A 12,698-nucleotide genomic window follows, 5' to 3' on the forward strand; every position below is an offset into this window, starting at 1 on the left:
TTAGTGACTCCAAGGGTTTTTTCCGTTGGGAGATAGGTTAGGGGTATTATTTATTTCTTCATGACGATGGATAATTTCTGTTTGAGGAACACCTGTTCTAATTCCCGCTAAATCAAAAGCCTCTTTGATGCGCCAACGATATTCTCTACCAACATCCCATTGTTGTATTGGTCTTGTTTTGATTAAAAGACGAATCATAATTCCCTCATGGTTGATTTTATCGATACCTAAAATTTCGGCGGAAGATAACATTTTTTCGTGCCAGTAAGAATCTCGATACATTTGATCGGCGACATTTTGTAAAATATTGATGGTTTTTTTAATATCCGCATCCCAATTAATTTCTACAGTGAAGTTAACTCTTGACCAATCTTTTGTCATGTTGATGACAGTAAAAATTTTGCCGTTGGGAATTACTTTTAAGTTACCATCTAAGTCTCTTAAAGAAGTGGTATAAAGATTCATACTTTCGACGAAACCTCCCAGTCCATTGATTTCTACCACGTCACCCACTGCATAGCGGTCTGTAATTAGTATTAAAATACCATTGAGCATATCTTCTAAAAGATTACGAGAAAGAAAGGCAAATACTACCGCTACAGCCCCTGCACCTGCAAGGACGCTAGGACTAAGACCTACAACGGATAAGGACACAAAAACGGCGATCGAACCGAAAATAAAAGTTGTTGCTCCTCTGAGGGCGGGAGAATAGGTATTGACTCTCAAGTTAGCACGATTAGATTCTGGTTCAAGTTCTTGTTTTTCCCTCGCCCAACGATTTAAGGCATAGTCAATCCAAAAATCGACAAATTTATCGGTTAAAATCATTAAAATCCAAATCACTGGTAGTAATATCGCTTGGATTAAAAATAAATTGAACAGAAAACGAGTTTCTCGATAAGTAAATGCGATCGAGCTTATGGTGAATAGAATAATGGTAAATTGACTAAGAAATAAAAGACTAGAAATCAATTCACTGATATTAATTTGTTGACGAATAATTTTTTGTCTTTTGAGAACAACACTCGGTATTAATTTTGCCGATAGAGAAATGCCCTCGAAAAACATTTTTTTTCCGTTGTCAAAAATATTCTGAAAATGATTATTTTGTGCTTGACTATCTATCTTCTGTGACTCAGAAGAGTATTTTCTTTCTAAGGGTTTGGCTTCGGGATCAACTAAAAGACTATTTTGGATTTCTTTTAATTTATTGCGGAGACTACGACGCCATTTATAAGCTAGTTTTCCGAAAAATTTAATAATCAGAATGCAAATAAGTGCGATCGCAATAGTTGCTATGGAAATCTGTATCCTCAAAAAAGGTTGTTGGCGATCCATTTCCAATCCCCATAAAGCCTCACTTAATGAATTAATGACTATTTTTCGCCACCCATCCGCTAAATCATCAATGGTTTGATTGTTCGCCCTCGCATCAACTCTAGTGACAGTAATTAAGGTTTGTTGAGTAATATTTAACTCTGGTTTTGCCGCAATGAATATAACCTTTTGATTATTTTCAACTCCAATATCAACCACTGGGGTGAGAGGATGAAGGGGTTTTCTTTTTGTGGAAATCCAAAACTGTAATTTTTTTTGAGGTAATTTGCCTATTTCTCCAGAATCAGCCATAGACTCAAATATCTGAAAAAAGATATTTTGAATAGACCTCGCCCTTTGTTCTACTTCAAAAGCAACTTCTTGAATTGGTCTCTCAATACTTCGAGGAGAAGCCACTATAACCATATCTTTACGAAGAGCTGACAATAACCTTGTATTAACTCGAAGATTCCTATTGCCATAGAAAAAAACATCACTACATAATGACCTACCACAAGCTCTAGCCCGATTTAAGTCCCATGCTGGAGTTTCTGGTAACACTGTATTTGTTGTATTAAAGCTAGGTATAAAAGGTAATTGGCTAAGGGCTTGAGGGCTAAAACCCACACAAAAAATAAACGAGAGGATGATGATAAGAGAATATTTATAAATTTTTTTGATCATTTTCTTCTTGACATAAAGTTAATCACACCCCATTAATATAACAGTCTATTTTGGATTAATGACTTATTGCCTTTAGCCCACCACAAAGACAGTTATCCCACTGAAGGTAAGAGTAAGAAGAATAATCACAGCACACCAACGAGCCAACTCTTTGCCACCGATGAATCGAGTTAAGGCAATTTTAACCAGAGTATTCATAAATACAGCAATAAAAATACTTATTTTTGCCACAGATAAAGACATATTTTGATTGACGGCACGAGCAAGAGAGATACTTACTGCGTCCACATCCGCTAATCCTGATAAAGCAGAAACTAAATAAACTCCTGTTTCTCCAAACCATTGTTCTCCTGCTTTGATTAACAAAGATAAAACAATTAAAATGAGAGCATATTGAACGGCTAAACCTAGTTCTACTGGATTTGATAAAGTTATGGGTACTTCCTGATTTTTTTCCTTGATTCCTCGCCAAATAAAGATTAGAGCAATTAAAATCGGTGTCAAGCCTAAAATAATTAAAGGTATCGCCAATTGTTTTGCCAATGAGGAATTAATTACCGCTATCTGTAGCAATAAACGAGGCGCCATAGTACCCGTAGCGAGTGCGATCGCAGTTGCCAGAATTTTAGTTTGTCCCTGCCCCTGTTTTGCCATGCGAGATAAAGCGATGGTGGTGGCGGTGGAAGAAGCAAAACCGCCCAAAAACCCGATTAATAAAACTCCTGATTTATCTTTCCAAAGACGAATAATAAAATAACCTACATAAGAAATACTAACGATTAACAGCACTAGAAGCCCAATGGCTCTCGGATTAATAGCATTCCAAGGACCTAAATCCTGATTGGGGAGTAAAGGTAAGGTAACTAAAGCTAAAAGAAGAACTTTAAGAGTAGCAATTAATTCTTCTTGCTTAAGCCAAATCAACATTTGCCGAATTTCTGATTTCAGTTTTAGTAACCAACTGACAATTACCGCCACTGCAATAGATTCTAAGCTCAAATCTTTAACTACTAAAGCTCCTAACAGAAAAGTGATTAATAAAGCAAACTCGGTGGTTGTACCGTAATCTTGAGATTTTTGAGCCGTTAACACATAAGAGGTACTAACGAGAATGGCAAATCCTAAAAAAATTACTCCTAAAATACCCCACCCCCATTCTTCTGCGAGTAACGCAGTTATGCCCCCCAACAAACCCACTAAACCAAAGTTTCTCAGTCCATCACTACCTAATTCTTCAGGGCTTTCTCGGTTACTCCATCCCCTTTCTATACCAATAATTAAGCCTAAAGTTAAGGCAATTGTTAGACGACTAATAATTACTAAATCCATTCGCTGGGAGTTTTATGATAAGAGTCAATGGGCAAGGGGCAAAGGGCAAACCCTCCTTTATCAGCAAGGCTGATTCATTCTAAAATTTTCTGGTTAAGGCAGGGAATACCTGAGTTCGGAGTTCGGAGTTCGGAGTTCGGAGTTAAAAGTAATAATTATTGACAAAAAAGCTGAATAAATTGATTTTAAATGAGTTTTTCCTAAATTTAATAAATTTTTATTCCAAAATTGGCTCGATGATAACTCGAGGGCGCTTTATTTTTCGATACTTTTTTCATCGAACTCAGTTAGGGAATAGGCACTCTTGCAATGGGCAATAGTTTGAGCGTTTTTGTATTTCTACTTTGAATCACTCCTGCCCTTTATCAGCCATAAATAGGGAGGAGGGCAAAAGGCAAAGATGAATAGTGAATAATTAATAACTTCTGACTCGGTGATTTATCTTTATTACTTATTAATTCTCAAAACGTTACAAATTGGATTTTAATTGAAAAATGAAACTAACTTTATCCTCTTTGCCCAAGGCGATGCGATCGCCATTTTTTAAGCGGTGACGGTTGCCTGTGGGTAAGGGAGCATGGTTAATATAAGTACCATTAGCACTGCCAATATCTTCTATGTAAAAATCATCCCCTTCTTGAAAAATTTTGGCATGGGTGCGGGAGACAATTTGAGAATGAGGAAAGCCAGAAAGGTCAATATCTGGGGGAGTATGGTCATTCGGTTTACCTAAATGAACAACTGGTAAATGAATCGGTAATTCTAATTCTACTTCTGTTTGTACATGAGTTAGAGTAGCACTGAGAGTTTGTACTTGAGTTTTATCAGGGGTAATATTGGTGAAGGGAAGAGATTGAGAGGTGAGTATATTTTCAGTGGAGTCAAAGACATGATCTAAATTGCCCACCACATTGGTTACAACATCGGTAAAAATTCCTGATTCAACTTCTAACTGTTTTTCTTCTTGATGATTATTGTTATTTTCTACCATCGTTTTTTAGTTAATTCTAAAACAAAGTAATTCTTAATTCCTAATTGAATTTGCATCTTCGTCAATAAACCAGATTAACTCCCCTTGGGGTTGTATTTTCTTACTGGGATATTGGTTACTATCTGACTCTTGAGCGAAAACGGCTTTTAAGGCTTCTTGTTTATTTTTTCCCGATACTAAGAAAATAACGCATTGAGCGTGATTAATCAAGGGAACTGTAAAAGTTAGTCTTTGGTTATCTTCCTTATTTCCTACGGTAATGAGGCGATCGCACTCTTTTAATGCGTTAGTATGAGGAAATAGTGAGGCAGTGTGTCCATCATCTCCCATTCCCAATAAAATAATATCGAAGCTAGGAAAACTGTTTGCCACGCCGAAAAAATCTTTTAATTCCTGTTCATATTTAGACGCATCTGCTGTGGGATTATTCCCCAAAGTTGGCATGGGGTAAATGTTTTGTGCTGGTATATCCACTAGGTTTAACCATGCTTCTCGCGCCATTTTTTCGTTACTGTCTAGGTGGGTGGGTGGCACATATCTTTCATCCCCCCAAAAGACGTGAATTTTATCCCACGGTAAATCACTTTGAGCAATATTTTGATAAATTGGTTTAGGTGTACTACCTCCTGCAAGTGCGATCGAACAAATGTTTCTGTTTGCAATTGTCTCTTTAATTTTATTGATAATGAAATCAGAAGCAGAAGTAACTAGGGCATTTTTATCGGCTACAATTTTAATCTGGGTCATAAAATAAAAAATGTTTGATTTTGAAGTTTACAGAATAAAAGCCAGAATAGAGCTATAAATTATTCTTCCCTTATTTTAAACACTAATTAATAAAGGGAGAATTATTCATTAAATCTAAGTTCGATGTAAAATTTTTGATGATGTCAAGGTTATTTTAGTTAGCAATTAGGAATTAAAGATATTGATGAATCAGTATTTGAGAAATTTAACCCGAAACCTGCTACCTGATACCTAAAACCTGCCAAAATCAGAGATTTTTATACCGAGGGCAGTTAATTAATTATTAATTGACTAAAAATAATTATTTTTTGTTGTTTGTAAAAAATAGACGCATTATCAATGTTAGAAGCAAAAGTCCACAGTCAACTAAGAGATTTTTCCCGCTTTCATCGTGAACAAGAATGGATACATCAATTAACAATGGGGAGAATGATAGCCCGTGGATTAAGGCTCAAAAGTTCTACTATTATTCAAACTGGTGTCAATCATAAATATTATTATTTAAGTTATTTAATTCCTGCTCTATTATCTCCTTATGCTGTTGTTATAGTTATTGAAGAAAGTTCCCTTTTAAAATTTATCTTTGAAGAATGTATCTTTATTCAAAAATATATTGATTATCATAAAAAAATTCTTAATGACTATCCTAAAAATAAGGAATTAGAATTAGAAAAACCAACATTATATATTGTTGATACCCAAACTTGGTTAGAAAAAATTGTAAAAGATAAAGCTATAGATAATCTAACCACAATTATTGTTAAGGGGGAAAATTTAATAGAAATTATTTATCAATATTTAACATTAACAATTAGCTATTCTCAACTACTTTCTATGATTGAAAACCTAGATTTTTCCCTTCAAGATTTACTCAGAGAAAAACTAGCTAATTTACTACAACTTATTTATTCTCATCCTCCCAATCCCTACGATAGTTATTTATTGGAAAAGCAAGAAAAAAACCTCATTAAAGATATTTTGACTTATGGTAAAACTGATAATAAATTATTGACTGATTTTTTAAGCTCTTTATTCTCACAAGAAAAATATATTCACTACTTTATAATTAATCGCTCTCAAGGATCTTTTTCATTGAAAGCTACACCTTTAGAATTAAAATCAATTATGGAGGAGAAATGGCTAGAGCAAAACTTAATTATTATTGCTGATTATTTAGAACCAGAAAAAATCCCCCTTGATTATGGCAACTATTTAGGACTTAAATTAAAAGACTTTACTTGCCTAAAATTTTCTCCTAATCCTCAAGGAAAAATCCTTAAAATTTACTTTCCTGATAATTTTCCTTTCCCCAATAATCCTAATTTTGCTACAAAAGTTAATCAAGAAATTTTAGCTTTAATTAGTGGTATTAAAATAAATCATTGTCCTATTATCGTTATAATTGACGATGTACCTTTACAAGGACAAATTACTGCTAGTTTAGCGGCTAATTTTGGTTCAAGAGTCAAGTTAAAAACTACTGATTTAACCTTAAATAGTATTTTAGTTTGTGATACTGATTTTTTATTAACTTATCAAGATGCCTTACTTTCTCCTCAATTAGTAATTATGGCAACTTTACCTTTACCTTCTTTAGAAAACCCCATTATCTCTGCTAAGGTTAGCTATTTTAAAAGTCAAAAAAAAGATTGGTTTCGTCTATATTTATTACCTATTGCTATTAAAAATTTACAAAGAATTACGATTTCTCTTCGACAAAATCAGGGAGTATTGGCTTTGTTAGATAATCGGGTTAACTACCGTATTTATGGTGGTCAAATTTTACAGGCTTTAGAACCTTATGGTAAAATTAATTATCTTGATTTAGATTGGATTAATTAAGTATTAATAATATAGATAAATATTGGTTATAATAATAATTTCATTCATAGTTTTTCATAGGAAATTAATTAAAAGTTGTGACAATAAAAGTTGTTGGTATCGGTTTAGAAGGGAAAAAAAGTTTAAATGATCAGGTTTTAGAAATTGTTGATAGTGCCAATGTATTAATCGGAGGCGATCGCCACTTAAGTTATTTTCCAGAGTATCAAGGAGAAAAAATAAAAATAGGAGAATTAAATCAAGTAATTTGTGAAATTAAACAGAAAAAAAAAGAGGGAAAAAATATTGTTATTTTAGCAACTGGAGATCCATTATTTTTCGGAATTGGACGAATTTTATTAGTAAACTTTGCCCCGGAAGAATTGGAATTTTATCCTCATTTAAGTTGTGTGCAACTGGCTTTTAATAAATTGAAAACATCTTGGCAAGATTGTCAAGTAATTAGTTTACATGGCAGAGATATTGAACTTTTAATTAAAGAATTAAAAAAAGGTTCAGAAAAAATAGCATTGTTAACTGACAATAATAATAATCCTTTAGTGATTTGGCAATTATATCAACAGATAAAAATAGGACAAGATTATGATATTTGGTTATGTGAAAATTTAGGAGATAAAAGTCAAGAGAAATTAACAAAAATTAATCATGAAAAAGATATTAATTTAGATAATATTTCACCTTTAAACATTGTTATTTTTTTAAAGCAAAAAACTGAAGATAAAGCAATAAATATCAATCAATTACCCATCATAGGTATTCCTGATAACTATTTTAAAACCTTTCCAGATAGACCCTCTTTAATTACCAAAAAGGAGATAAGATTATTAATATTAGGAAAGTTAGCCTTGCAAGAAAAACAAGTTATTTGGGATGTAGGAGCAGGGACTGGTAGTGTTAGTATTGAAATGGCTAGAATTGCTAAAAATAGTCAGATTTATGCTATAGAAAAAAAAGCGATCGCAATTTCTTTAATTAGAGAAAATTGCCAAAAATTTATGGTTAATAATATTAATATTATTCATAATTATGCAGAAAAAGTAATGGCTACATTGCTCCCTCCAGATCGTGTTTTTATCGGTGGAAGTAGTGGTAACTTAAAATTATTATTAAATATAATACAAGATAAAATTAATCCTGAAGGAAAAATAGTAATTGCCTTAGCCACAATAGAAAATTTAGGTATCGCAGTAGAATGGTTTAGAGAAAATAAATGGGACTATGAAATTATAAATTCTCAAATAAATAAATCTTTATCTGTTGGTAAAATGACTCGTTTTAGTCCTTTAAATCCTGTAAATATTATCACAGCAATTAAAAATTAAAAATTATCTTTATTCCTATTACCTTGTATCAATTAATTGAAATAATATCATCTTATTTTTATTAATCAAATTTTGGGTAAATGCAAGATTTAAGATAAACTATTCACAAGAAAGTATTGATTATAAATTAAAATGTTTGGAATACCAGAGTTACCGCAGATTTTAGGCTCAAAACTATTTTTTCAAGGTAAAAAATTTCAATTTGAAGTAAATAAATTAAGATTACCTAACGGTGCTGAAGGAGAGTGGGAATGTATCCGTCACCCCGGAGGGGCTTTAGCTGTACCAATCACCAATGATGGTAAGTTGGTATTAGTTAGACAATATCGATTTGCGGTTAAAACTCGCTTATTAGAATTTCCTGCAGGTACGATAGAATCAGAAGAAGCACCAGAAACAACAATAAAAAGAGAGATAGAAGAAGAAACAGGTTATCGAGCCAAAAAATGGCGTAGTTTAGGCAAATTTCCCCTTGCTCCGGGTTATTCCGACGAGTTTATTTTTGCATTTCTAGCACAGGATTTGGAAAAGTTAGCCCAACCACCAAAGCAAGATGAAGATGAAGATATAGAAGTAGTTTTAATGACTCCTGCTGAATTTGAACATTTAGCCATGACAACTAATCAAATTGATGCCAAGACTATTTGTAGTTATTTTCTGGCACTCCCTTTTATATAACTCAAACATTGGCAGATATAGCGTTTATTAAAAAAATATGAGGTACAGTTTTTTATCCCATTTATCATTGCCCCCAACCCCATTCCCTGATAGCAATAGTTTTTGTACCTCACCATAACGATTATCTTTATCTTTTGAAATATAAAAATTTGTAAAAATATTGTTAAGAAAAGTAACAAAATAAACAGAAAGATTGACAAACTTGACGCTTTAATATCCATATGTTAGCTTTATAACAACGAAATTAACGGAGGAGTGAAAATGGATATATCAGCAAGTCTCACCCTAGAACAACAATTCAAATTAGAAGTATTGAAAGATCAAGTTAAAGCCCTGAGTAAGGAACAGGCACAGGATTACTTAATTGAAGTATTTAGACAAATGATGGTAAAAGATAACATGATCAAAAAAATCATGAAAAACGCATAATTATCAGGTTTCAGGTGTGAGGTGTTAACTAAATTGGGTGTGTCGCTCCATTCATAAGACTATGGTAAAATTGCTCCTAGCGTTACTATTTTCTTACAAAAATGACTAATACCAATCAAATAATTAAACTTCTTTCTCTTTCAACGGTTTTCTCTTTATTTTTTTCCCCTTTTGCGGGAGCAGAAATGATTATTAAACTCACAAACGGAAAGGAATACAGACTACCCGTTAATCGAAATGATGTGCAAAGTATTACCTATGGTGATTCGACGGAAGTAAATAATAATAGTTGGCAAGGAATGTGGAATACCAGCGAAGGGGTTATGACTTTAACACAAAATGGTTCTCAAGTTAAAGGAAGCTATAGCCAAGATAGTGGAGTAATATTAGGAGAAGTTACTGGAAATACTTTAAATGGTTATTGGATAGAAAATAACTCTGCACAAAAGTGTACTAGAAGCATTAATAACTCTTTTTACTGGGGGCGAATTAATTTTACTCTTAATTCTAACCGCAATAGCTTTCAAGGTTTATGGGGTTATTGTGATTCCCAACTCAATGGTAGTTGGACAGGAAATCGTTAAGTTTTGAATTTTGACTTAAAATATGAGAGTAATTCGAGAATCACTCATTAAGTGTTTTAGTGATTTCTAGTTTGTGGTGTTTGATTCTTCTGATCATATTTACATGGGTTTCAAACTCTGCCCTTTTCCCAATCATTCCCTATGAAAATTTACCCAGAAATCGGGTTAACTAAAGAAACGGTTTACAATGGTTTTGATTGTCAATATCTCTATTGTCAACTTTTAATTGTCAATCTAGCATAAAAAAACAAGATTGTTAACTTTTAGTGAACATAATTTTCATCGTCAATATATTAAACTAGATAAGTATCCGAAGACGCAACTCATGAACTACGAGCCTTTACATCATAAATATAGACCTCAAACTTTTTCCCAATTGACAGGACAAGAAGCGATCGCGCAAACTTTAATTAATGCGATCAAAAATGAGAAAATAGTACCAGCTTATTTATTTTGTGGTCCTCGTGGTACAGGTAAGACTTCTAGTGCCAGAATTTTAGCGAAATCTCTAAATTGTATTGAAAGCGATCGCCCTACAGCAGAACCTTGTGGTAAATGTGAAGTCTGCAAAAGCATTAGTAATGGCTCGGCTTTAGATGTGGTAGAAATTGATGCGGCGAGTAACACTGGGGTTGATAATATTCGAGAAATCATCGAAAAAGCTCAATATGCTCCCGTTAAATGTCGTTATAAGGTTTATGTGATCGATGAGTGTCATATGCTTAGTACGGCCGCTTTTAATGCCCTTTTAAAGACATTGGAAGAACCTTCTCCGAGGGTCATTTTCGTCCTTGCAACTACCGATCCTCAAAGAGTATTACCAACGATTATTTCCCGTTGCCAAAGGTTTGATTATCGCCGTATTCCTTTGACAGAAATGGTTAAACATTTACAAGATATTGCCATAAAAGAGAATATTGATATTACTCCCGAAGGTTTATCTTTAGTGGCACAATTAGCCAATGGGGGAATGCGTGACGCTCAAACTTTACTAGATCAACTTAGTCTGTTATCTGGTACTATTACCCCTGAAAGGGTGTGGGATTTAGTGGGTGCAGTCTCAGAACAAGATTTATTAGCTTTAATAGGTGCGATCGCATCTGATAATCCAGAAGAAGTAATCATTCAATGTCGTAAATTGCTCGATCGAGGTAGAGAACCATTAATCGTCTTACAAAACTTAGCCAACTTTTATCTTACTCTACTAATTGCGAAAACATCTCCCCAGAAAAAAGAATTAGTCGCCATAACCGATGACACATGGCAAAAATTAATTCAAGAAGCCCATCAATGGGATTTAAAAGTAATTCTGCAAGGACAAAAAAAACTAAAAGATAGTGAAGTGCAAATAAGAAACACTACTCAGCCTCGTCTCTGGCTAGAAATTACACTATTGAGTTTATTGCCTTCAGCAAATGCAGTTACTACCGTAATGGTAAATAATCCTAATCAAACAGCCACCACACCTTTAACTCAAGAAAAAAAAGAAAGCACAACCCCAAAAACACAAACATTACAGGCAATTACTACCCCTCCAGAAGATAACTCCGCACCTCAAACTCATCAACCCTCAACACCCGTCAATTTTGACTCATACATAGATGTAAAAGAAAAAGTAATTGAAGCGGTTATACCTACCGCAACTAAGTCATTTTTGCGTCAAAGTTGTCATATTCGTCAAATAGAAGGTCAAACCGTTACCCTAGAAGTGGCAAGTAGATTTTTATTGGATATAGGAAAAAGACAACAGCAAGACATAGAAGCGGGGTTTACTCATGTTTACCAAAAACCGATGAATGTTGTTTTCATCGAAAATCCAGCCCTGAAAAATCAAAAATTAGACAATAATGATAATTCTCCGCCCCAAACTACTTCACCCTCCACTAAACCCTTAGAAAATCAATCTCCCACGGAAATAAAATCTTCTATTCCTCAAACGCCAGTTAATAAACCCGTTGAGACAGCTAAAACTCAAACACCATCACAACCAGTAATGCCCTCGTCAGTAGAAATTAACCACGAAGAATTTAATACACAATTAGCCAGAAATGCCGCAGAAAACGTCGTCAAAAGTTTTAAGGGAGAAATTGTTTTCACAGAAGCAAAATTAGCCCTTCCAAAAATAGTTAATCGCCCTTCCATCGAAATTTCTGAGGATGATGACGATATACCCTTCTAATAAATAGGTGTTGCTGATTTTCGATATGGTTTCTCCTGAATGATAGGTTTGAAGGAATAGGCAAGGGGCAAAGATAAATAGTTTATAATTAACCTCAGTTTGGTTTAAGAATATCCGATAAGGTTAGATGTCACCTGAGTTCGGAGTTCGGAGTTCGGAGTTCGGAGTTAAAAGTAATAATTATTGACAAAAAAGCTGAATAAATTGATTTTACGTTAGTTCAGGTTAAGGCAATTTTATCGTTATTTCTAAGAAGCTATAAGGTTTTCTGACTGCGAGTTGGTTTCAGCTTTCAGCTTATCCAAAACTCAGGTTATGATTAATAACTTCTAACTCCTAACTTGTTTCTCCCTAATACCCCAACACCCTTCTCTGATATTATTAGACTGAACTGAGATTCTTTTCTATCCAAGTATAACCTTCTTTTTCCGCACTTTCAGCCGTTAGAAAATCAGCCATTTCTTTCACTATTTTCCCCTCTTGGGTAACAACTCTAAAAGACCATTTATCTTGAGTATTGTATCCCACAATTAACAAATTTTTGCCCACATGAATTACACCATAAATTTTTTCATACATAAATTTGAAATTTTAAA

At 33.7% G+C, this 12,698-nt stretch carries 11 protein-coding genes; 6 read left to right on the forward strand and 5 right to left on the reverse strand.

The genetic code is table 11. From position 1 onward, the window contains the following. The 4 genes from Dongsha4_RS15105 to pgl form a co-directional block, all read right to left on the reverse strand. On the reverse strand, positions 1–2,001 hold the full coding sequence (locus Dongsha4_RS15105; protein ID WP_330203146.1) for a mechanosensitive ion channel family protein: 2,001 nt from the start codon (positions 1,999–2,001) through the stop codon (positions 1–3). 72 nt (positions 2,002–2,073) lie between these two features. Continuing rightward, the gene (locus tag Dongsha4_RS15110) at positions 2,074–3,330 is read right to left on the reverse strand and encodes an MgtC/SapB family protein (protein WP_330203147.1); all 1,257 of its coding nucleotides are present in this window, start codon (positions 3,328–3,330) and stop codon (positions 2,074–2,076) included. Positions 3,331–3,799: 469 nt separating this feature from the next. Further along, on the reverse strand, positions 3,800–4,321 hold the full coding sequence (locus Dongsha4_RS15115) for an FHA domain-containing protein (protein WP_330203148.1): 522 nt from the start codon (positions 4,319–4,321) through the stop codon (positions 3,800–3,802). A 33-nt stretch (positions 4,322–4,354) separates the two neighbouring features. Continuing rightward, positions 4,355–5,068, reverse strand: coding sequence for a 6-phosphogluconolactonase (gene pgl, locus Dongsha4_RS15120; protein ID WP_330203149.1), 714 nt, complete (start codon positions 5,066–5,068; stop codon positions 4,355–4,357). Positions 5,069–5,407: 339 nt separating this feature from the next. Here pgl and Dongsha4_RS15125 point away from each other — a divergent pair, with 339 nt between their 5' ends. The 6 genes from Dongsha4_RS15125 to Dongsha4_RS15150 all read left to right on the forward strand — a co-directional run bounded on the left by Dongsha4_RS15125 (position 5,408) and on the right by Dongsha4_RS15150 (position 12,102). Next, positions 5,408–6,910: a helicase C-terminal domain-containing protein gene (locus tag Dongsha4_RS15125; protein WP_330203150.1), complete on the forward strand. Its 1,503-nt coding sequence runs from the start codon at positions 5,408–5,410 to the stop codon at positions 6,908–6,910. 77 nt (positions 6,911–6,987) lie between these two features. Continuing rightward, positions 6,988–8,232, forward strand: coding sequence for a precorrin-6y C5,15-methyltransferase (decarboxylating) subunit CbiE (gene cbiE, locus Dongsha4_RS15130; protein ID WP_330203151.1), 1,245 nt, complete (start codon positions 6,988–6,990; stop codon positions 8,230–8,232). A gap of 132 nt (positions 8,233–8,364) precedes the next feature. After that, positions 8,365–8,910: an NUDIX hydrolase gene (locus Dongsha4_RS15135; protein WP_330203152.1), complete on the forward strand. Its 546-nt coding sequence runs from the start codon at positions 8,365–8,367 to the stop codon at positions 8,908–8,910. A gap of 261 nt (positions 8,911–9,171) precedes the next feature. Then, on the forward strand, positions 9,172–9,339 hold the full coding sequence (locus tag Dongsha4_RS15140) for an NblA/ycf18 family protein (RefSeq protein WP_015219317.1): 168 nt from the start codon (positions 9,172–9,174) through the stop codon (positions 9,337–9,339). A 101-nt stretch (positions 9,340–9,440) separates the two neighbouring features. Beyond that, complete coding sequence (locus Dongsha4_RS15145) at positions 9,441–9,923, forward strand: hypothetical protein (RefSeq protein WP_330203153.1); 483 nt, start codon at positions 9,441–9,443, stop codon at positions 9,921–9,923. 325 nt (positions 9,924–10,248) lie between these two features. After that, on the forward strand, positions 10,249–12,102 hold the full coding sequence (locus Dongsha4_RS15150; protein WP_330205455.1) for a DNA polymerase III subunit gamma/tau: 1,854 nt from the start codon (positions 10,249–10,251) through the stop codon (positions 12,100–12,102). Positions 12,103–12,483: 381 nt separating this feature from the next. Here the strand turns inward: Dongsha4_RS15150 and Dongsha4_RS15155 are convergent, their stop codons facing one another. Beyond that, positions 12,484–12,681 (reverse strand): hypothetical protein, encoded by a 198-nt coding sequence (locus Dongsha4_RS15155; RefSeq protein WP_330203154.1) that lies wholly within the window; start codon positions 12,679–12,681, stop codon positions 12,484–12,486. Positions 12,682–12,698: the final 17 nt, after the last annotated feature.

The sequence above is a fragment of the Cyanobacterium sp. Dongsha4 genome (assembly GCF_036345015.1).
Lineage (GTDB): Bacteria > Cyanobacteriota > Cyanobacteriia > Cyanobacteriales > Cyanobacteriaceae > PCC-10605.